Here is a 21,526-nt window from a genome sequence, read left to right as displayed (position 1 = left end):
TCACTAAAGATAGTTAATACTCAGAAAGATTAGAAAAACCTCTGCGTACTCTGCGCCTCCCGAAATTATCGGGACAAGTCCTGCGGTGATAAGAAACTCTGTGAATCTCTTCATTCTTCGTGAACCTCTGTGAAATAACCTACTACAAACGTATTTATCAAAAATGAATCATATAAAACGAATACTATTCTTTTTCTGCATTGTTAGTCATCATCTATTAGCACAGACGCCACCCATGCCTCCAGCACCGCAGGCGACTACGAGCGTAAACTCACGAGACTTTTATCGCAAGTATGAGTTTATCCTCGAATGCCCTATGTACCGCTGCGATGTAGAAGGAGTCAAGCTCAGCAATGAACGTTTGACCGCACAAATAGGCTCTAAATTTCTCCTTATAGAAATGAAGCGGGATACTTGTATTATTCGATTTATCTTACCATCGAAGAAGCGCAAAGGTAAGCGAATGAACTTTGAAGATGACGACATAGAATATTATAAATATTATAGGATCACTAAAGCCCAACTTGACTATAAGGCTATTCCATCCAATACACAGAAGTATGCCTTTACCCTCGGCAGTGTGATTACTCCTATCAAGTTAAGATTCGGACCTTTTGATTTTTCGAAAGATTTTACGATAGGCTCTACTTTTGGGGTCAAGTACACGAAGAGTGATTTCGCACCAGTGAGTTTTAGTGGGCTTTTGGGAATAGGCGTGTCTGGAGTCACCTTAGATAGTTTCTCTACGAATGGCAAAGTGAGAAATCGTCAAGAAACCATAGCTTTCACCCCATCTATCGGAGTCATGATGGAGTTTGGCAATGCACAGATAGGTCTATTCACGGGTATAGATATGCTCAGTGGTAGCAATCCTATTTTTGATAGTTATGTCTATAGAAACAAACCGTGGTTATCTATCGGACTCGGCTACTCCATATTTACTGCGAATGGGAGAAGGTAGAACAATCTTTGCCACCTTTGCGCAAGACTCTGCGCCCTTTGCGTTTAAAAATTCTAAGCACTCAAATACTTATCCACCAAGCCTTTTAGCTCTGCATAAGCTACCTCCAGCTCATCATTGATAATTTTTTTATCAAAGAAATTAGCAAATTTCATCTCACTAATTGCTTTATTAAGGCGGGTTTGAATTTTTTCTTCAGTTTCTGTGTGTCTTTTTCGTAGTCTTTCTTCCAGAATTTGTAGGCTAGGTGCTGCTATAAATATGGACAGGATATCATTACAAAGTAATTTTTTGACACTCATCGCTCCCATAATGTCAATATCAAAAATAGGGATTTTTCCCAAACCATAGATTCTATCTATTTCCGACTTTGGGGTTCCATAAAAGGAACCTTTATAAACCTCTTCCCACTCAATGAACTCCTGGTTTTCAATTTTATGTTTAAACTCAGTTTCGGTAATAAAATGATAATCTATACCGTCCTTTTCATGCTCTCTAGGTTCGCGAGTTGTTGCGGATATGGAAAACTCTAAGTGTGGAAAATCTTGAAGTAGTTTTTTCACCAAGGTCGTCTTACCTGCGCCCGATGGAGCTGTAATGAGTATGGATTTTTTCTTCATAAAGCTATGTTTTTATTTTTTTCAGACCACATTATTCAATTGTTCTTTTATGCGTTCCAGTAAATCTTTCATATCGACTACTAAATGCTGAATCTCGCTGTCATTTGCTTTAGAGCCTATAGTATTAATTTCTCTTCCCATTTCTTGAGCTACAAATCCTAGTTTTTTTCCAGCGTGTTCTTTGCTATTTACTGTCTGGATAAATAGCTGTATATGCTGCTGCAGTCGGCTGAGTTCTTCGCTGATATCCAATTTCTCTATATAGTAAATCACTTCTTGACCTAGCCTATTATAGTCGATTTCATTGGTAGTCGTTATTTCCTGTATACCCTGCAAAAGCTTTTCTCTCCGGCTTTCTATACGCTTATCTCCAAGATTTGCTACTTGATTTTTTGTCGCTTCTATTTTATTTACCCAATCTGTTAAATCCTTTTTGATCACATTTCCTTCTTCTATCCGAAAATGATTGACTTTGGTGCATAGGTTTTCTATCACGCTGAAAAGACTATTAACTTCTTCCTCTGTCAAATCTTCTATTTCTATTAAACTATTGTAGTTCTGAACGACGAGAGAGAACACTTCTGTTGAAGAGCCTAACTTAGTGGATAGATTTTTTAAGAAATCATATTGTTGAGTAAATACATCTTCATTAATTGCGTTGAAGCCTTTTTTGCCGTCTTTCGACTGAATGGAAAGCTCCACTTTGCCACGTTCTAAATTTTTCTGAATAATATTTTTAACCTGAATCTCGAGGTTGCGGAATAGGGAAGGGGATTTATAAATAAAATCTAAACCTTTACTATTGAGTGTCTTTAACTCTAGGCTGTAGTTTATGTCTCTCAAGAGGAGATTTTCGGATGCGAAACCTGTCATCGAACAGACCATACCTGCGCTATTGTTTTTTTCTATTTATGAGCCAAAGTCCAAATATAATCAAAATACCACCAATTGCCGAATATATTGTCATGACTTCACCTGCAAATACAGTAGCTATGATTATGGCAAATAGTGGTTGAAGATAAATGAAACTACTTACCGTGGTCGGTGATACCGCACGCATAGCCATGTTATTAAACAAATAGACAAGAAATGTAGCGCAGAGAATCACGAAACCAAAGCTCCAATAAAAGCTAGTCGGCAATTCCGAAAAATTGACTTCAACAGCTTGTTTGAAACCAAAAATTCCTACCCAAACACTACCTGTGAGAAACATAAGAAAGGTAATCGTAAGAGGATGATATCGACTCATCATGGGCTTGACGAGTATTAGATAAATGGAAAAGGATATGGCGTTGATGACAATAAAAAAATCACCTAAGGCAGATGATGATTGACTTTCTTTAGCAGAACTTATAATCAAAATAGATGCTCCTGCCATGCCTAGACTTATTCCCATTATTTTCTGAAGTTTTATCTTTTTATCTTGGGTAATTTGAGAGATTAAATAAGTAATAATGGGGGAGGTAATCATAAGAAGTGCTGCGTGAATAGAACTCGTCAAACTAATGCCCTTGAAGAAAAAGAGTTGATTGAGCGCAATACCGAAGAACCCACAGCCTATTAAACGCAACCAGTCTGAATGAAGTATCCGCTCCCTTAGAAACAGAAAATAGATACACGCAAATAATATGAGTGATACAAAAACACGATAAAATATGAATCCAAATGGGCCGATATAGGTCGGCATTATAGATTTAGCTATAGAATAATTAGCGCCATAAATAAGGTTTACTAATATCAGAAGAAGATAAGCGAACTTCGTGGAACCCTTCTTTGTCATCAAAAAATACGAGGAATAAGTTCTTCAAAATAGGCTAAGGTTTCTTTTAAGCTCTTTTTACTCATACCGCCAGCAGCATTGATATGTCCACCTCCGTTGAAATATTGACGGGCTATCTTATTGACATCGGTATCGTTTTTACTACGAAAAGAAATTCTAATTTTATCATAATCCTGTTTGAAAAGGACAGAAACTTCGATGTTTAAAACTTTCATAGGATAGTTAACAAGCCCTTCTGTATCGCCATCCTGGATGTCAAACTTGTCTTTCGTACGTCGATCAATCCACATATAGGCTAGCTTTTTATCCTCTACTATGGTCATATTATTCGAAATACAGTATCCAAATAGTTTTAACCTATTGATACTGAAATTATTAAATGCGAGATTGTAAATTTCTGTTGCATTGATACCTATACCCATCAATCGTGCAGCCATAACTAAGGTGCTAGACTGAGTGGATGAAAATTGAAATCCCCCCGTATCCGTAAGTAAACCTGTATAAAGGCAAGTAGCGATATCTATGTCGATAAGACTCTGATTCCATTTCATCATAAAATCATAGACCAACTCACAAGTACTACTCGTTCCAGGATAGCTAAAACTCAGTTGAAAATCTGAACTAGGCTCTTCGTGATGATCAATTAGGATTCTTTTGGCTTTCGAATTTCCCAAAAAATCAGTGAGTTGATTGACCCTTGATGGGCTATTAAAGTCCAAACAGAATATGATTCTATCCTCGGTAAAGTAGCTTTCGAAGCTAGGTTTTTCCTTCTCATTGAAAATCAAGGCTTCAGATACTTGAGGAATCCAATTGTAATATGAAGGAAAAGCAGAAGGGAAGATGCAATCAACTTTAAGTCCTTGTTTTTCAAGGTATAACTTTAGAGCTATCGATGAACCTATAGCATCTCCATCGGGATTGAAATGGGTAATTATGGTTATTGGAGGTTTTGAATCTAACCATTTCCTAATTATATCTATCTCATTCTGGGGGAAGCGCTCCATATTTTTCTTATTATTTGTCTTATTTGCTTGAAAATCAATGCAAATAATGGGTTGTTAAAACCGCTGCAAATATAATCAAAAACAACCATCCATTATATTCTATACCTTTTTTTAGTATGTTTTAGAATTTAGTTTAGACCAAAAAGCCTAGTTTTGTGACTCAATTTTAATAACTAATCCCCAAAAAGAGAAGAAAAATGGCAGGTAATCGAACGTATACGATGATTAAACCCGATGCAGTAGCGAAAGGTCACATCGGTGGAATTTTAGACATGATAATTAAAGATGGTTTCAAGATCAAGGCAATGAAATATACTCATATGAGTGAATCATTGGCTAAAGAGTTTTATGCAGTGCATAAGGAAAGACCTTTTTATATGGAGTTAGTCAATTTTATGACTTCTGGTCCTATAGTAGCGGCTATTTTAGAAAAAGATAATGCTGTGGAGTCTTTTAGAAAATTAATAGGTGCTACGAATCCTGCTAATGCAGAAGAAGGAACTGTGAGAAAAAAATATGCTGAGAGTATCGAGAGAAACGCAATTCATGGCAGTGATAGTGATGAGAATGCGAAAATCGAGGGAGATTTATTATTCTCTGCTAGCGAGATTTTCTAACTTATAAATATATAAATTCAGTTATATACCAATACATAACTGTTTTAGCCAACAATATTTTGGTATAGTGCCGGTGTCATTGACACCGGTTTTTTTTTGTAACCTTAACCAAGAGTGTTTTTAATTTCCTGAAGAATAGTTTATTCTCCAAATCAGAAAGGAATAGAGTCCGGTAATCAAGGAAAATCCTTTTTCAAAATAAGTTTTAGCAAATAAATTGCCTATAGTATTGAGGATAAATAATCCATAGAAAATCCAAAGTATGATGGTAATTATTTTAGGACTAAAAATTTGCTTTATATATTCCCCCTTCTGAACCAGGGTGAATATGAAAAAACAATTTATTAAAATTCCCAATGAAACAAAAGTATACATCTGTTCATCTGTTTCCAATCTACCTCCCCAAGTTATAGAATAGGGTACGATTTTAAGAAGAATCAAAAATTGGAATAGAATTACCAGTATTGAAACTGCTATTAAAATTTTTATATTAAGTAAATTTACTTGCTTCATAGTTTTAAAATTAAAGATTTGAGTTTAACTAATCTAGCTGCAATGAAAGTAAATACTCAAATACATAGTTGATAAACTATTAATTGTTCACTATTAACTATTCACTAAAAACTACTAACTATTGTTGTTCTATCTTCAACATTCCTTTCAGAATATTTCCTTTTTCCAGAACAATTTCGTAGAGATAGATTCCTGTGCCGAGACCAATACCACTGAAATCATTTTGATAGCTTCCAGAACTACGATATACGATTTTACCTTCTAGGTTCATGACTTGGAGCTGTAGTTGAGGATAATCCTCTAACATGGAAATGGGCAATACCCAGAAATCATTCTGACCGTCACCATTCGGTGTTATCAAAGATTGAATGTTATCGCCTTTAAACTTCTCATTGAGTTTTATCTCATATCGAGAAGTGTCAATGGTTTGTATTCCTAGTGAATTGTAATCAGCCTTAATGATAAAGACGACATTGTCCGTTTCATTTTTTAATTTTGAGGTATATTCGTAAACGCCTTTTCCTAGGTCTAGCTGGCTTCCTTTTTGTGAGGTTATAGAATAAACTACTTTTACTTCATTTCCTATCTCTAAAGGTTTACCGAGTTTAATACTCGGCATATTATTCATTGATAATTGACTATCTTTCCCATGATATTGAACCATAACTTCATTATAAAATGTGTCATAGGAAAGCACAAATGTAGGTTTGCTAAAAATGACAGCAATCGTCCTTATGGTATCAATGCCTATATGGAAGTTACTAGCTTTATATGCATAACCTTCGTTCGTTACATTAATCAAAGTGCCATATTTCGGTTCGGAGTGGTGTAGGGATATGTCAAAATCAGAATTTTTTGACATGTCTATATCTGCGTCAAATTGCACGATAGTTGACTGTGATTGTTTGACTTTATTCTTGCCTGATTTTGTATAGAAGTATTGAAACTTACTTGGAGTCAAGCCAGCCAAAGTAAATACTGAATAGGCATTAAGGTCTATTTCAGATAATGTTGTGATAGATCCTTGAATCAAATTTGATGATGAACCAAAAATGGAATATACATCAACCGCTGATGGTAAAATTTCCCATTCGTTTCCGTTCCAGCCTACAATTGTCAGATTTTTCAGACCACCATTTGTCAATTTTTTAATATCGCTTCGATCATTCCAGCTTAAGGTCAATCTGGTTAAGGTACTTCCATTGACATCCCAATATTCTTTCGAGCTTACCTGATAAATAGGGGCTTGTTTTTTAGTGGTAGGAAATGGTCCATCTGGAGGCAAGACTTGACTAACACTTCCAAAAAATGGACTAGTAATAGCTATATTTGGGCTAACTGCAAAATAAGCTGCCTCTGTAGGTGCTAGCTCAGATGCCTTGTCTACTGCTGCTGGTTTAAACTGATTATTATCACCAATAGGGAAAATAAATTTATTAGACATAAAGGTACGAACATAGCCATCTACGTATGCTTCGTCCGTAACTCCTGACCATGAAGAACCTGACATGAAACTGACATAGCTTTTATTCAGTCTCCGTTCAGTACCCAAAATGCCAGAGTTAGGATTATTATTTAGAATAGTCCTGAAATCCCAATCCTTATAAACTCTCATATCACCATTATTCTCTATGACGGTACTGCCATAAGATTTTATCTGAGCCTGTGCTCCAAACCCTAAAATCAGTAACTGACAACTAAGAAATAATAGTATAATATTCTTCATCAATTGTTATATTTTATTCATGGAGACTAACCCACGCAGTTCCATTATATCCTTCAAATCTACCTAAAGATTGATTATATCGTATCATACCTGCTTCAGGAGCATCATTCGTTTTTGCTTCATTCCCTAGTTTGAGTGCACCATTGACTACGAGCTTAACGGGGGCTGTTGTAGTACCTATAGCCAGATTACCTCCTGTAAATACGTGGTGCTTCAAGGTATCCTCCGTATGATAGTTCATATGATTAGGCATAATCCCTATTTTACCTACCATTTGATTATTAGGATTGGTAATTTCTACAGAACCACTATTGCTTGCAGTTCCCTGTTTGATATTTACTTGACCTGTATTGGCTCCTCCACTTACTTTGACATTTCCATTGACGTCAAGTGCTTCACTTGGAGTAGTAACTCCTAAGCCCATTTTTCCACTTCGATATATATCTTGATTTTCCAAAGTCGCAGTAGAACCATTCGAAGCATTTAGCCATACTTTATTTATTTCCTGTTCGGATAGTACCCTTTGCCATTTTGTGCCATCATTGTAATAATAGCCTGGATATACTTTATACGGGTCACTTCCAGCTGTGACTGTGTTATATACAATCATACCAGCCACATGAGCACCTAGAGGAGCGTAGTTATTGGTGGCTAATAATTGAACTCTTGGCATCAAAAGTCCCTTTCGTGTACCATCACCTGCATCGATTTGCACGACAGCGTTCGGATCAAGAACATCACCTGTACCAAAGCGCATTTGTGCCTTGATGGTGGCTAAACCACCTATAAACAACAAAGTAAAAAATATCTTCTTCATCTTATTTAAGTTTATAAATTGAATTATTTTAATTTCTTTTATCTAACTTCTAATTTCTAATTATCTAATATAATCCACTCAAATCCATCAAATCCCTCAAAATGCTGATTCACTTGATTGAATCGCATAGTTCCTTCTAGGAAAGGCGGTGTTGCTGGCTTCTTTACGAAATTTCCTTCATTTTGATTTGTGACTCTTATCATACAACCACCACTATTTCTATCTATATTCTGTTGATTTCCCCACTCTTTATATAAGACGCCGTTGATAGCTCCTGTTACTATTGGACCTAAGGGATAGATAGGAACAAATAATCCCTGAGCCCTTAAATCATTTGGAATACTGACTGGAGAGAGGGTTTTAAACCATAACTCAGGACTGATATAATTAGCCGAGACTGCATTCTTAAATTTAGTAGCTTCTGACAAAGTATCAGCTAAAAGATCATAATTATGAAAGAATCTAATATTGACAAAACCATCTTGAGTTCCAGAAGTCAGTTCGATAGTCCAGACGATACCCATGACAAAACTTGCATCTTGTCCATCTTTGCGACTAAATATTTTCGGACCGTTCGGAGAACAAAGACATTTTCTAATTTTCACTTGAGCTGTAAACGCTTGTGTGTTTGCACCTGCTCCTGTTGGATTATGCTCTATCCCGAAGTAATAACTATTATCTACTGTTCCCGGTAAACCATAATAGGACCATCCGCCTGTTTCGAAAATCTTCACACAGGCAATATCATCGTATGGGAACTTATGACAATCAATCAGTTTACTGGATAGACAATCTGGACTTGCGTTGTCAGCAGTTTTCACAAGATTTAATTTCGTAGCACCCTCTGTGCCTATACTAGCACTATCTAGCTGAGTTTCTGTAATCACTGCATTACTAGCTCCTAACCAATCCTGCAATAATGTACCGTAAATTTGCCTATAATCATACTTTCGCTCAGAAGCTGGATAATAAAATGCAGTAGAGCTATTTTGATTAGCATTTGCTGGTACATTGAGGCTTGGGTGAGCTCCGAGTACGCCTCCTTGTACGCCCTTTCCTATGACAAAGAAAGGTGCTATATTACCATGATCAGTACCGGTACTACCATTTTGTTTTACTTGCCTACCAAATTCGCTGAACGTCACAGTTATTACCTTATCAGCTGTACCCAATGCTTCTAAATCAGCTTGAAAAGCAGCGATTGAATTAGAAACATCGAGAAGTAAATTGGCATGAGCACCAGTATGTGAACTACCTATCACGGATTGAGTATCATGTGTATCAAACCCGCCAATCGTAACCATATAAATTTTAGTTTTAGATCCTCCACGAATCAATCGTGATACCGTTTTTAGTTGTCTGCCCAGATTGGTGGCTGGATAGGATACAGAACTATTGCTGCCAGCAGTAAATACAGACATAATTCTATTATAGTAGGCGTCCATACTCTTTTCAACTCCTCTTAGGAATTGCTGTATCTTGCCATAATCGCTTTCGTCTGGGAGATATATCTCAGGTGCTAACATACCAAACAAAGTGCCTTGCATCGATGTAGCATTGTATTCAATGTTTTTATTATGCGTATGATTAAAAATGAGACATGGATTGGAATTGCCAAAATGCAATGCCACGGGGTCTTCCATAAGTCTATTCGGAGAACCAGCCATACCGGGTAAAACAGATTCTAAGTATCTTCCCATCATTCCGTCTACCAGATTGGTAGCGTTATTCCCGTCTCTACCAGCAAACATCATATTCTCAGAATCGAAATGCGAATAGTTTGGTTTTGGATACCCTACACCGTTAATGATGGCTAATTTGCCTGCATTCATTAAATCAGAAAAAGCATACATATTCGGATGCAATCCAATATCAGAATTCAGGGATATAATTGAATTTGCTCCTGTATTATTTAACTTAATATCGGGTCTCAAGAAACTATATTGTGCATATTCATTGAGCGGAATCACGGTGTTGAGACCATCGTTCGCTCCTGCCATTCTGACCATGACGATAACTCTATCAGAGACTGGGTCACAATCGGCAAATGGAGCAGCAGATGCCCAAGCATAAGAATTATTTAAAATCAATGGACTCGATAATCCTAATGTGCCTGAAACTTTTAAAAAACCTCTTCTTCCTAATCCCATAATCTATAGTTTACATCACTTGATATTCCGTAGACCTAGCCATAGCTAGAAGTAATCTATTTACTGCCGTACGCACAGCATTCTTTTTAGTAGCATTATTCACGTCTGCTATCCATGTATTCCATGTCGTTTGCCAGTTTGCCTTGGATAAGCCGTTGAGCAAAGCATTCTCAAAATACCCATAGCGCAATCCCTTCGGTTTGCTTGGAAACAATAAATCCATCAATTCGTCAATCAATGTATCTGCATTACCAGGATCTGTAAACCACCCAGATAATCTTAAATAATCTGGCGAATCCAGTCTGGTAGTGAATCCATTGTTAGTATACCCATTGAGACATGTTTCTATCCAGCCACATTTATAGCGTTGATTCAAAGTGGCAATAGTAACCCAATTCTTATCATAATCTGGTTTGGCACTGTAGCCAGGGTAGCCATTGACATCCACTGAATTAAATACTTGCATACCAGAAATCCAAATGCGTGAGCGTAGCGTATTGAAATAGTTATGGAAATGTAAGGGATTCGCAGTCGGATTGACCATGGTCATATTCGTTTCGGCCATAAAATTTAGCATCAAATCAACTGGTGATTTTATTTTGCTACCGATATGGTCATCTCCTATTATACTATCATCTTGGTCATAGAAATGCCAGCACTTGAGGAGCATTTTTACAGCTGATTCTAAATTATAAGTTATACCATTTTGAGTACTCAAAAGGTGATTTGCCAGTGGAGTGATAATATCTGTTTCTATTTCTTGTGAAATCTGAGAATTAACAAAAAAGCGATACAATCTCCGCGCATAATTCTTTGCGGTCGCCTCCTGATTAAACACCATATTGATAAATGCCTGCAATTCGTCATAGACGGTATAAGCACCTGTCAGGGTATTAGAACCCGTTATCGTTTGTCCGCCAAAGGCAGCGCTAAATGTCTTATTTCCTGTATCATGCTGTGCTAGATTACATAGCCCTGTTGGTAGATTGGTAGTGGCATAGGTCCATCCTGCATTGGTAGGATTGGGAGCATGACCAGCTAGATTGGCAGTCAATCCCTTATCCAGATAATTCATTCGCACATTACCACCATAAGTCCCAGTAAATCCAGTTAACACACGAGCTGCTTGCTGCACATCCAACTCGGTGTAGTTGGTATAATTTCCTTCGTCTATCTGCTCTCCTTTGAGAATAGTGAAAAGCTCCAAAAACTCTCGTGAATAATTTTGATTCGGATTGGTTTTAATGTTGAGATAATTACTTAAATAGTATATCATACGCTGATTTAGCGTCATTTTATATGCCAATTCCTTTAGACTCTTATTGGTATATTGCAGAATGAGCGCCATATTGTCCCATTGCATATAGACCGAAGTATAATTGGTTATATATATGCTATGAAGGAACATAGAGAGCTTCCATTGAATCGTATCAGACTTATGAGCATTATACAGCCAATAATTCATAAATTCATACGAAAAATCATTATTGTAAGTCGTGTCAAAAGTAACCCCAGGATTATCGAAATCAGGGAAATATTGAGAGCCGTCTGTATTTTTTATTGGCTTGGGTAAGGCTGGGGCAGTAAATGTAAAGAGCTGATCAAGAGCCTGTGCTGGGGTCATACTAGCCAGTGCAAAAGCACGAGCCTTCGTAGGCCTGTATGTAGCCCTTCTTAGAAGATGCATAGCTGCTTCAAATCCAAGCGGGGTAGTCTTTTCGGCTATTGACGCCATAGGCTAATTAATTTTTTTACGATCTTCTAGCACAAAAGTAGAGTTTTAAATTTAATTTTGTTAATTTTTTTTACAAAAAATTTGGGGTTAGCAAGAGTATTGTTAAAAGCTTCGAATCCAAAGGACATTTTTGTTTTATCATTCTCAAAAAGTATGTTAGAATTGCCCAAACGGGAATTAAGACTTATCTATTATTTTCCATTACCTTTGCTCACCTAAGATTTAAAAATATGATTTCAAAGAAAAAGAAATGGAAGGTAGTTTTCCTATTGTTAGCTTTTGTGGCATTGGATTTATCCATGCCAGCACAGGAAACCACCTTTAAGTCCAATGGTCCAGATGATTATCGAGAGGGTCATGTCCTATTCATCAATGCTACGATTTACAAAGATTATCAGACTATTTTACCCAATGCTAGTCTGCTTATCAAAAATGGCAAGGTGGTTGAAATTTCCCCATCCACTCTGAAATCACAAGGTGCTATCATTTATGACCTCAAAGGCAAATTTATTTATCCATCATTTATAGACTTATCTTCAGACTATGGCTTATCTAAGCAAGCTAAGGGGAGCGACAAAGAAGGTGCACAATATGAGTCCAATAGAAAAGGAGCTTATGGATGGAATCAAGCTATCCATAGTGACTACGAGGCGAGTCGTTATTTTGTAAAGCACGATACTATGGCTATGAGCTATCGCAAACAAGGCTTTGGGATGGTGGTCACCCATAGAAAGGATGGTATAGCACGAGGTACGGCCGCTTTGGTTATGCTCGGCAGTGAGAGAGAAAATCTCATGCTCAAAAAAGACAATATTGCTAGTGTCTTTTCTTTTGACAAAGGAAGTTCGACCCAGGAATATCCCAATAGCCTCATGGGGTCTATAGCGCTGCTGCGCCAGACGGAGCTCGATGCACAGTGGTATTCCAGAACTACAGCGCCGCGCGAATACAATATCAATTTAGAAGCGTGGAATAGGAATAAAAATCTAATATCCATTTTCGATGCTGGAAATTGGGAAAATGTTTTGCGGGCAGATAAGGTTGGAGACGAATTTGGTAGGCAATATATCTTTAAAACAGATGGTTCTGAATATCAGCGATTGGAAGAAATAAAAAAGACGAATGCGAAATTGATCGTGCCATTGCAGTTTCCTAAAGCTTACGATGTCAGTGATATTTATAAACGTCAGTTCGTTGATCTCATAGAGATGAAGCACTGGGAGCATGCCCCAGCTAATTGTGCTTATTTGGATAAACATAAAATAGAATTTGCCATCACATCGGATATGCTAGAGAAAAAGGATGATTTTCTAAAAAATCTACGAACGACCCTGAAATATGGTATTTCAGAATCGAATTTGCTAAAAGCATTGACCTACCAACCAGCACAGTTCATGAATATCTACAGCGATTATGGTAGTTTGGAGAAAGGAAAATGGGCTAATTTTTTCATTTCGGATAAAAACATCTTTGATGATAGAGCACAAATCTTAGAAAACTGGATAGGAGGTAAGAAGTATCCAATTGCCCGAATGGAAGATTATGATATAAGAGGTATTTATAAGCTGAATTCTGTTGCCAGTAGTTCATCTATCTCATGGTCGAAAATAGTAGTGAGCGGCGAAGCGAAATCGCCTAAAATGCAACTAGTCTTAAACGATACCACCAAATTAGATGCCAAGCTAGAGCGAAATGGCAAAGATATTGTCTTTTCTTTGATACCATTTCCTAAGGGCGATAATAAAAAATATTTTTTCACGGGTTTCATTGATGCAGAGCGTCATAGCTGGAATGGTAAAGGTATATTTCCAGATGGTTCTGAGTTCAAATGGATAGCACGGCGAGATAGTCTATATACAGATACCAGTAAACGAAAGTATGATACTATAACCTTACAATCATTAACACCAATTACCTTTCCACTTCATGGTTATGGTTTTGAAAAAATGCCAACACCAGAAAATATTCTATTTCAAAATACGACACTGTGGACTAATGAAACTGAAGGCATTTTGCAGCAAACAGACCTCATTATTCGCAATGGAAAGATAAGTCAAATTGGTAAAAACCTCTCGTGTGCAGATTGTAAAATAATTGATGCTCGAGGCAAACATCTAACCGCTGGAATTATAGATGAACACAATCATATCGCCTTACGTGGAGTCAATGAGGGTTCGAAATCAATAAGTGCAGAAGTTCGAATGGGCGACGTTATCAATCCAAATGATATTAATATTTACAGACATTTATCAGGAGGTGTTACTGCAGCACAGTTATTGCATGGTTCTGCCAATGCCATAGGCGGACAATCTGCCCTTATTAAGATGCGATGGGGTATGACAGCCGAGCAGATGAAAATAGAAAATGCAGATGGATTTATCAAATTTGCTCTCGGTGAGAATGTGAAGCAGGCTAACTGGGGACCACAATTTCATATTCGCTATCCGCAAACCAGGATGGGTGTGGAGCAGACCTATGTCAATTATTTTACCAAGGCACAGGAATATCTAAAAAATCTGCTAACCAATCCCAATAATACTCGACGAGATTTAGAATTAGAGACTATGGCGGAAATTTTGAATAAAAAACGATTTATTACCTGTCATTCCTATGTACAATCAGAAATAACTATGCTCATGCGAGTAGCAGAAAAGTTTGGGTTTACAGTCAATACCTTTACACATATCCTAGAAGGGTATAAAGTAGCTGATAAAATGAAAGCGCACGGTGTCCATGCTTCTTCATTCTCAGATTGGTGGGCATATAAATTTGAGGTTATCGATGCCATACCTCAAAATGCAGCCATTCTGACTCAAATGGGAGTGACCACTGCTATTAATTCAGATGATGCGGAGATGGCTCGCCGCCTCAATCAAGAAGCAGCTAAAAGTGTGAAGTATGCCAATATGAGTGAAGAAGATGCGTGGAAATTAGTCACCTTAAACCCAGCCAAAATGCTACACTTAGATCATAGAATGGGTAGCCTGAAAATAGGTAAGGATGCCGATATCGTGCTGTGGTCTGACCATCCGCTGTCTATTTATGCTGTAGCAGAGCGCACTTATGTAGATGGTCGTTGTTTCTATTCACTAGAGCAGAATGCTATAAGTAAATCTAAAATGCTAAAAGAACGTGCGATCTTAATACAGAAGCTAACCGAGGAAAAGAAGGCAGGTGCTGAAACACAAGAACCTACTAAAAAGCAAAAATACTCTTTTAGCTGCGGCAATGAAGGTGAGTGTTTGCATTAAATATTCTAAATAAAATAAATGAAAAACGTGATGAAATTTTTTAAAAAATTATTCCTACTATTTACCATTCCCACTTATCTATTTTCCCAAGATATACCAACTCCTGCTCCCAAACAAGCGGAACGAATATGTCTATATGGAGCTACTATACACATAGGTAATGGAGAGGTTATTGAGAATGGAATCATCGTATTTGAGCATGGAAAAATTCAGCAAGTGAGTGCCAACAGCAGCACGATTTTGTCTCAATTAAATTGTAAAAAAGTAGATGTGTCAGGGCAGCATATTTATCCAGCACTCATAGCCCTCAATACCTATCTCGGCTTATCGGAAATAGAAGCTGTTCGAGCTACGAATGATGGCGCTGAGCAAGGTCAACAAAATGCGAATGTCCGAACGATAGTTTCTTATAATACCGATTCACGAGTGACCCCTACCGTGCGCAGCAATGGCGTCTTATATGCACAGATAGTTCCTGGAGGAGGAATCGTATCGGGCACGACTTCGCTCGTGCAGCTCGATGCTTGGAACTGGGAAGACGCTGCTGTCATAGCGGAAGATGGGGTCGTTCTGAATTGGCCTACACTAAACAGAAAAATGGGTTGGTGGGCAGAAGCCAAAGGTTATGAACCAAACAAAGACTATGAAGTGCAGCGCCAAGAAATCATCGACTACTTTATGGAAGCCAAAAGTTATTCAGGAGTAACCCACGAAAAGAAAAATTTGAGATTTGAGAGCCTCCGAGAAGTGGTCAATGGCAAACGCAAACTTTATATCCAAGTCCAACATATCAAAGAAATATTGCATGCTATAGAATTTGCAGAACAGTTCGGGATTCAAATTACGCTGTTAGGAGCTGCTGATTGTTATCAAATTGCAGATATTTTAGCGCAGAAAAAAATATCTGTCATACTAGGCAGAACCCATGAATTACCTAACTATGCTGATGAGGATGTGCACCAACCTTATAAAACACCTGCAATCTTGCAAAAAGCGGGAGTTCTGTTTGCTATCAGCAACGAAGGTTTTTGGCAGGTTCGAAATCTTCCTTTTCAAGCTGGTCAGACGGTTCCGTATGGACTCAGCAAAGAAGAAGCTTTAAAATCAATTTCACTCTGTCCCGCACAGATACTAGGAGTATCAAATAGATTAGGGTCGCTAGAGGTAGGCAAAGATGCCAGTATTGTCATTTCCGAAGGTGATATACTTGATATGCGTTCATCCAAAGTCACTCAGGCATTTATTGATGGACGTTTCATTGATTTAGGAAATAAACAGACCGATCTTTATCTTAAATTTATGAAGAAATATGGGTTAAAGGTAAAATAGTAAATGCCTATAACACTATTTATCATTTTAGCTTGCTAGATTTTTATAAATTTGCCTTGTCATAAATTGAATATGACTTATTCGTTTTATTCTTTTAAAATTAATTTATAAATGAGCACTAAAGGGCTTTCTTCACTGACCAAAAAGTATATCATGGGGCTTTCTGGTATTTTCTTGATTTTATTTTTGATTGTACATTGTGGCTTAAATTGCCTAGTTTTTTTGAACGATGGCGGTCAAACATTTACTCATGCGGCTCATTTTATGGGAACCAATATTTTAATGAGAACATTGGAAATAGGATTGGTCGTTGGATTTTTAGTTCATATCATTGACGGTTTTGTGCTTTGGTATCAAAATGCAAAGGCTCGTCCGCAGGGATACGCTAAGGTAGATGCTTCTAAAAATTCACCATGGTACTCGCGCAGCATGGGTATTCTAGGTACACTCTTATTGATGTTCCTGATCATACATGCTGGAGACTTTTGGATACCTAATAGAGCCAATCAGTTTGCGACTGGTCAAGAGCGAGACTTGTTTGCCATGATGAAAGAAGAATTTTCAAATCCTTTTATCGTCTTTTTGTATGTAGCGTCTTGCTTCTCTTTGTTTTGGCATCTGCTGCATGGCTTTAAATCAGCTTTTCAATCATTAGGATTGAATCATAACAAGTACAATGGCATGATAGAAAAATCTGGAATCGCTTTTTCTATCATTGTACCTACCTTATTCGCTTTGATGCCAATAGGTTTTTATTTAGGTTGGGTAAAATAATATGGCAAACTACGTTCTCAATTTTTCTGATTTAGATTTGAATAAGTCCTATACTTATGCAGATTATCTATTATGGAAATTTAGTGAGCGTGTGGAGCTGATTAAGGGAAAGATTTTTTCCATGTCACCGGCACCGAATACTTCTCACATGAGAATTAGTCAGCGGTTGAATTTTATTATTCTCAACCAATTTGCAACTAACTCTTGTCAGACTTTCTGTGCACCATTCGATGTCGTATTATCGAAAACTAAAGATAGCAAAAAAATCAAAACGGTTGTTCAGCCAGATTTAGGGGTAATATGCGATTTAACTAAGATAGATGAATATAAATGCAATGGAGCCCCGGATTTGATTATTGAAATACTTTCTCCGGGTAATTCTAAAAAGGAAATGAAAATTAAGTATGAGCTCTACGAGGAGAATGAGGTTCTGGAATATTGGATTGTCGATCCCGAGCATGAGACAATTTCAATTTTCAGTTTACATAAAAACAAGTATGTACCTATGAAGCCATTAACTACAGACGATGAACTTCAAAGTGTTTTATTTCCGAAGTTAAAATTCCCTGTAGAGACTGTGTTTCAAGATATTCATAAATTCAAAAAAGTAAAAAAATAACATAGCATATGTCATTAGATAATAAAATTCCCGCAGGCAATATTGCAGACAAATGGACCAATTTTAAATCAAGCTGCAAACTTGTAAATCCTTCCAACAAACGCTCTATCGATGTTATAGTGGTAGGTACTGGATTAGCTGGCAGCTCTGCCGCAGCATCCCTAGCAGAGATGGGCTATAATGTCAAAGCTTTTTGTTTTCAAGATAGTCCACGTCGTGCGCATTCTATCGCTGCTCAGGGAGGGATCAATGCCGCAAAAAATTATCAAAATGATGGCGATAGTACCTACAGATTGTTCTATGATACCATAAAGGGAGGAGACTATAGAGCTCGCGAAGCCAATGTTCACAGACTAGCAGAAGTTTCAGCTAGCATTATCGACCAATGTGTAGCTCAAGGTGTTCCATTTGCGCGTGACTACGGAGGATTATTGGATAACCGATCTTTTGGAGGTACGCAGGTTCAGCGAACATTTTATGCCGCAGGACAAACAGGACAACAATTGCTATTGGGTGCCTACTCTGCGCTTTCACGACAGATAGCGAAGGGCACGGTAACTATGTATAACCGTCATGAAATGCTCGATCTTGTGGTCATCGATGGCAAAGCGAGAGGAATTATAGCGCGCAATTTAATGACGGGTAAGATAGAAAGACATTCGGCGCATGCGGTATTGCTCTGCACAGGTGGCTATGGCAATGTATTTTTCCTATCAACCAACGCCATGGGTAGCAACGTGACTGCAGCATGGAAAGCCTATAAAAAAGGAGCATATTTTGCTAATCCTTGTTATACCCAGATTCACCCAACCTGCATTCCAGTAAGTGGTGATCATCAATCTAAATTGACCTTAATGTCTGAGTCATTGAGAAATGACGGAAGAATATGGGTGCCGAAAAAACTGGAAGATGCGCAAGCAATTCGTGAGGGACGACTAAAGCCTACACAAATCAAAGAAGAAGATAGAGATTATTATTTGGAGCGCAGATATCCAGCATTTGGAAATTTGGTACCAAGAGATATTGCATCACGAGCTGCAAAAGAGAGATGTGATGCTGGTTTTGGCGTCAACAAAACGGGTGAAGCGGTTTATCTAGACTATTCCGCTGCGATTATACGATATGGGAAAACGCAGGCGAAATTAAAGAACATAGAGAATCCTTCTGAAGAAGAAATCAAGAGATTAGGAAAGGCTGTGGTAGAAGAGAAATACGGCAATCTTTTCCAGATGTATGAAAAAATCGTAGATGAAAATCCATACGAAACACCAATGATGATTTATCCTGCGGTACATTATACCATGGGAGGTTTGTGGGTGGATTATCATTTGATGACGACCATACCAGGGTGCTATGCTCTAGGAGAGGCAAACTTTAGTGATCATGGTGCGAATAGATTAGGTGCTTCGGCCTTGATGCAGGGACTAGCTGATGGTTATTTCGTTATTCCGTATACAATAGGAGAATATTTATCTAATGAGATTAGAACTGGTCATATATCGGAAGACGCTCCTGAATTTGTAGAAGCAGAGAAGAACGTAACTGAAACCCTTCAAAAGTTTATAAATAATAAAGGAAGTCATTCCGTAGATTATTTCCATAAAAAGCTAGGTAAAATCATGTGGAATCAATGCGGTATGGCTAGAAATGAAACTGGGCTGAAACAAGCCATAGCAGAGATTCAAACTTTGAGAAAGGAATTTTGGGCTGATGTAAAAGTGCCAGGAAAGATGGATGAATTGAACCCAGAATTGGAGAAAGCTATGCGTGTCGCAGACTTTATCGAACTAGGTGAATTGATGTGTAGAGATGCCTTGATGAGAAATGAGAGCTGTGGTGGACATTTTCGTGAAGAATATCAAGACGCTGAAGGAGAAACCTTGCGTGATGATGAGAACTTCAAATTCGTAGGTGCATGGCAATTTAATGGTGTCGATTCAGACCCAAATCTTCACAAGGAAGAACTCATTTATGAGAATATCAAGATAGCGAGTAGGAATTATAAGTAGAGCTTAGCTGCTAGTTATTAGCTACTAATTTTTGTTCCTAACAAGATAGCGAACAAACAGATAACAAAAGTACCAACTGTGTATAGAATCAACTGTCCCCAAGCACCTGAATTCACCTGTTGTAAAATTTCGTAGCTGAATGTAGAGTAGGTGCTCATTCCTCCACAAATACCAATAGCAATAAGAAATTTTAGTGAATTATTTTCATTCTGTTGACTAAGATAATTCATCGTCATTCCTAATATGAAACAGGCTAGTACATTGGCGACAAGCGTATAAATAGGAAGAGTAAAATTGTATTTTGTGAGGATAGATGATAACCCATAACGTACACATCCACCGATACCACTGCCTACGAAAACATAAACAAAATTTTGCACTAGTCTATACTTGCTAATGCCTTTTCAATAATAGTCACGGCTTCCTTAATCTGAACCTCATTAATAACCAACGGTGGAGCAAAGCGAATGATATTCCCATGTGTAGGTTTTGCCAACAAGCCCAGTTCAGCCATTTTGATACAAATATTCCAGGCTGTTTGGCTATCTTCTGTATCATTAATCTCCAAGGCATTCAGTAAGCCTCTTCCTCGAATATCTCGTATCCATTTCGAATTGATTTTTCTCAATTCAGAGCGAAACAGTTCACCCATTTTCTCTGCGTTCTCTGCCATTTTTTCATCTAGGATAACTTGCAATGCCTCAATAGCTACCGCACATGCGAGCGGATTTCCACCATAAGTGGAACCATGTTCCCCGGGTTTTATACATAGCATTACTTCATCATTAGCTAATACAGCTGAAACAGGCAATACCCCACCAGACAATGCTTTGCCAAGAATTAACATATCAGGTTTTATACCTACATGGTCGCAAGCTAACATTTTCCCAGTTCGCGCTATCCCTGTTTGTACTTCATCGGCGATGAAAAGTACATTATTTTCACGGCATATTTTCGCACACGATGTTAGATATTCATCTTCAGGAATGATAATTCCAGCTTCCCCTTGAATGGGTTCGAAAATAAATCCAGCAATATTTTTATTTTGAATAATTTCAGTTTTGAAAGCCTCTAAATTTCCATATTCTACTATTTTGATATTGGGTAAATAGGGCCCAAAATCTTTTCGGCTGCTTTCTTCTGTGCTTGCAGAAATTATGGCTAGCGTTCTACCATGAAAATTTCCTGAGGCGAATAAAATGACGGCTTCATTTTGTGGAATATCCTTTTTCATGTATGCCCACTTTCTACATAGCTTCAAAGCAGTTTCTACTGCCTCAGCGCCAGAATTCATTGGCAATAACTTATCGTATCCAAATAATTTGGTTACGAATTCTTCGTATTTTCCTAATTCACTATTGTAAAAGGCACGAGAAGTTAAGGTGATTTTTTTCGCTTGATCCGTGAGAGCCTTTATGATTCTAGGATGACTATGCCCTTGATTGACTGCAGAATAGGCTGATAAAAAGTCAAAATATTTTTTACCCTCGACATCCCATACATACACACCTTCACCTCGTTCTATAACTACCGGTATGGGATGGTAATTATGCGCACCGTATTTATCTTCCAGAGATATTAACCGTTTTGATAAAGTCATAGCTTGATTCATACTTTT

The 21,526-nt window shown here is 37.7% G+C and carries 18 protein-coding genes; 7 read left to right on the top strand and 11 right to left on the bottom strand.

The genetic code is table 11. The annotated features are described in order from the left end of the window. Positions 1-163: 163 nt before the first annotated feature. Positions 164-961, top strand: a complete 798-nt coding sequence (locus JNL75_00150) for a hypothetical protein (GenBank protein ID MBL7788223.1) — start codon at positions 164-166, stop codon at positions 959-961. Positions 962-1,014: 53 nt separating this feature from the next. On the opposite strand, the gene gmk is transcribed toward JNL75_00150, so the two are convergent. From gmk to JNL75_00130, 4 genes are read right to left on the bottom strand one after another with little or no spacing between them, the layout of a single operon-like run. Beyond that, complete coding sequence (gmk, locus tag JNL75_00145; protein ID MBL7788222.1) at positions 1,015-1,581, bottom strand: guanylate kinase; 567 nt, start codon at positions 1,579-1,581, stop codon at positions 1,015-1,017. A gap of 21 nt (positions 1,582-1,602) precedes the next feature. Continuing rightward, positions 1,603-2,466, bottom strand: a complete 864-nt coding sequence (locus tag JNL75_00140; GenBank protein MBL7788221.1) for a YicC family protein — start codon at positions 2,464-2,466, stop codon at positions 1,603-1,605. A gap of 7 nt (positions 2,467-2,473) precedes the next feature. Beyond that, a complete protein-coding gene (locus JNL75_00135; protein ID MBL7788220.1) occupies positions 2,474-3,361 on the bottom strand; it encodes a DMT family transporter in 888 nt (295 codons plus the stop codon). Next, positions 3,361-4,368, bottom strand: coding sequence for a bifunctional oligoribonuclease/PAP phosphatase NrnA (locus tag JNL75_00130; GenBank protein MBL7788219.1), 1,008 nt, complete (start codon positions 4,366-4,368; stop codon positions 3,361-3,363). The genes JNL75_00135 and JNL75_00130 overlap by 1 nt, the downstream gene beginning before the upstream one ends. 197 nt (positions 4,369-4,565) lie before the next feature. Between JNL75_00130 and JNL75_00125 the strand changes: the two genes are divergently transcribed. After that, positions 4,566-4,985: a nucleoside-diphosphate kinase gene (locus JNL75_00125; protein MBL7788218.1), complete on the top strand. Its 420-nt coding sequence runs from the start codon at positions 4,566-4,568 to the stop codon at positions 4,983-4,985. A gap of 120 nt (positions 4,986-5,105) precedes the next feature. Here the strand turns inward: JNL75_00125 and JNL75_00120 are convergent, their stop codons facing one another. The 5 genes from JNL75_00120 to JNL75_00100 form a co-directional block, all read right to left on the bottom strand. Next, positions 5,106-5,498, bottom strand: a complete 393-nt coding sequence (locus JNL75_00120; GenBank protein ID MBL7788217.1) for a hypothetical protein — start codon at positions 5,496-5,498, stop codon at positions 5,106-5,108. A 118-nt stretch (positions 5,499-5,616) separates the two neighbouring features. Further along, on the bottom strand, positions 5,617-7,224 hold the full coding sequence (locus tag JNL75_00115) for a gliding motility-associated C-terminal domain-containing protein (protein ID MBL7788216.1): 1,608 nt from the start codon (positions 7,222-7,224) through the stop codon (positions 5,617-5,619). 13 nt (positions 7,225-7,237) lie between these two features. Beyond that, positions 7,238-8,041 (bottom strand): hypothetical protein, encoded by an 804-nt coding sequence (locus JNL75_00110; protein ID MBL7788215.1) that lies wholly within the window; start codon positions 8,039-8,041, stop codon positions 7,238-7,240. Positions 8,042-8,097: 56 nt separating this feature from the next. Then, positions 8,098-10,191, bottom strand: a complete 2,094-nt coding sequence (locus tag JNL75_00105) for a DUF1501 domain-containing protein (GenBank protein ID MBL7788214.1) — start codon at positions 10,189-10,191, stop codon at positions 8,098-8,100. Between the two features lie 10 nt (positions 10,192-10,201). Further along, positions 10,202-11,926 (bottom strand): DUF1800 family protein, encoded by a 1,725-nt coding sequence (locus JNL75_00100; protein MBL7788213.1) that lies wholly within the window; start codon positions 11,924-11,926, stop codon positions 10,202-10,204. A 230-nt stretch (positions 11,927-12,156) separates the two neighbouring features. Between JNL75_00100 and JNL75_00095 the strand changes: the two genes are divergently transcribed. From JNL75_00095 to JNL75_00075, 5 genes are all read left to right on the top strand, one after another. Next, positions 12,157-15,177 (top strand): amidohydrolase family protein, encoded by a 3,021-nt coding sequence (locus tag JNL75_00095; protein ID MBL7788212.1) that lies wholly within the window; start codon positions 12,157-12,159, stop codon positions 15,175-15,177. A gap of 30 nt (positions 15,178-15,207) precedes the next feature. Next, entirely contained in the window at positions 15,208-16,506 is a 1,299-nt protein-coding gene (locus JNL75_00090) for an amidohydrolase family protein (GenBank protein ID MBL7788211.1), read from the top strand. A 111-nt stretch (positions 16,507-16,617) separates the two neighbouring features. Continuing rightward, on the top strand, positions 16,618-17,280 hold the full coding sequence (locus JNL75_00085) for a succinate dehydrogenase cytochrome b subunit (GenBank protein MBL7788210.1): 663 nt from the start codon (positions 16,618-16,620) through the stop codon (positions 17,278-17,280). Position 17,281: 1 nt separating this feature from the next. Beyond that, the gene (locus tag JNL75_00080) at positions 17,282-17,899 is read left to right on the top strand and encodes a Uma2 family endonuclease (GenBank protein ID MBL7788209.1); all 618 of its coding nucleotides are present in this window, start codon (positions 17,282-17,284) and stop codon (positions 17,897-17,899) included. Between the two features lie 8 nt (positions 17,900-17,907). Then, entirely contained in the window at positions 17,908-19,908 is a 2,001-nt protein-coding gene (locus tag JNL75_00075; GenBank protein ID MBL7788208.1) for a fumarate reductase/succinate dehydrogenase flavoprotein subunit, read from the top strand. 17 nt (positions 19,909-19,925) lie between these two features. On the opposite strand, the gene crcB is transcribed toward JNL75_00075, so the two are convergent. Both crcB and rocD read right to left on the bottom strand, forming a co-directional pair. Next, on the bottom strand, positions 19,926-20,288 hold the full coding sequence (gene crcB, locus JNL75_00070; protein MBL7788207.1) for a fluoride efflux transporter CrcB: 363 nt from the start codon (positions 20,286-20,288) through the stop codon (positions 19,926-19,928). Next, positions 20,288-21,508, bottom strand: coding sequence for an ornithine--oxo-acid transaminase (rocD, locus tag JNL75_00065; protein MBL7788206.1), 1,221 nt, complete (start codon positions 21,506-21,508; stop codon positions 20,288-20,290). The genes crcB and rocD overlap by 1 nt, the downstream gene beginning before the upstream one ends. Positions 21,509-21,526 lie beyond the last annotated feature (18 nt).

This window comes from Chitinophagales bacterium (assembly GCA_016787225.1).
Taxonomy (GTDB): Bacteria; Bacteroidota; Bacteroidia; order Chitinophagales; family JADJOU01; genus CHPMRC01.
The sequence above is the reverse complement of the archived record's forward strand: the minus strand, read 5'-3'. Positions and strand labels throughout refer to the sequence as shown.

Bases quoted from the DNA above. Each gene is read 5' to 3' on its own strand.
- JNL75_00150 (MBL7788223.1), top strand. From the start codon at position 164: ATGAATCATATAAAACGAATACTATTCTTTTTCTGCATTGTTAGTCAT.
- gmk (MBL7788222.1), bottom strand. From the start codon at position 1,581: ATGAAGAAAAAATCCATACTCATTACAGCTCCATCGGGCGCAGGTAAG.
- JNL75_00140 (MBL7788221.1), bottom strand. From the start codon at position 2,466: ATGGTCTGTTCGATGACAGGTTTCGCATCCGAAAATCTCCTCTTGAGA.
- JNL75_00135 (MBL7788220.1), bottom strand. From the start codon at position 3,361: ATGACAAAGAAGGGTTCCACGAAGTTCGCTTATCTTCTTCTGATATTA.
- JNL75_00130 (MBL7788219.1), bottom strand. From the start codon at position 4,368: ATGGAGCGCTTCCCCCAGAATGAGATAGATATAATTAGGAAATGGTTA.
- JNL75_00125 (MBL7788218.1), top strand. From the start codon at position 4,566: ATGGCAGGTAATCGAACGTATACGATGATTAAACCCGATGCAGTAGCG.
- JNL75_00120 (MBL7788217.1), bottom strand. From the start codon at position 5,498: ATGAAGCAAGTAAATTTACTTAATATAAAAATTTTAATAGCAGTTTCA.
- JNL75_00115 (MBL7788216.1), bottom strand. From the start codon at position 7,224: ATGAAGAATATTATACTATTATTTCTTAGTTGTCAGTTACTGATTTTA.
- JNL75_00110 (MBL7788215.1), bottom strand. From the start codon at position 8,041: ATGAAGAAGATATTTTTTACTTTGTTGTTTATAGGTGGTTTAGCCACC.
- JNL75_00105 (MBL7788214.1), bottom strand. From the start codon at position 10,191: ATGGGATTAGGAAGAAGAGGTTTTTTAAAAGTTTCAGGCACATTAGGA.
- JNL75_00100 (MBL7788213.1), bottom strand. From the start codon at position 11,926: ATGGCGTCAATAGCCGAAAAGACTACCCCGCTTGGATTTGAAGCAGCT.
- JNL75_00095 (MBL7788212.1), top strand. From the start codon at position 12,157: ATGATTTCAAAGAAAAAGAAATGGAAGGTAGTTTTCCTATTGTTAGCT.
- JNL75_00090 (MBL7788211.1), top strand. From the start codon at position 15,208: ATGAAATTTTTTAAAAAATTATTCCTACTATTTACCATTCCCACTTAT.
- JNL75_00085 (MBL7788210.1), top strand. From the start codon at position 16,618: ATGAGCACTAAAGGGCTTTCTTCACTGACCAAAAAGTATATCATGGGG.
- JNL75_00080 (MBL7788209.1), top strand. From the start codon at position 17,282: ATGGCAAACTACGTTCTCAATTTTTCTGATTTAGATTTGAATAAGTCC.
- JNL75_00075 (MBL7788208.1), top strand. From the start codon at position 17,908: ATGTCATTAGATAATAAAATTCCCGCAGGCAATATTGCAGACAAATGG.
- rocD (MBL7788206.1), bottom strand. From the start codon at position 21,508: ATGACTTTATCAAAACGGTTAATATCTCTGGAAGATAAATACGGTGCG.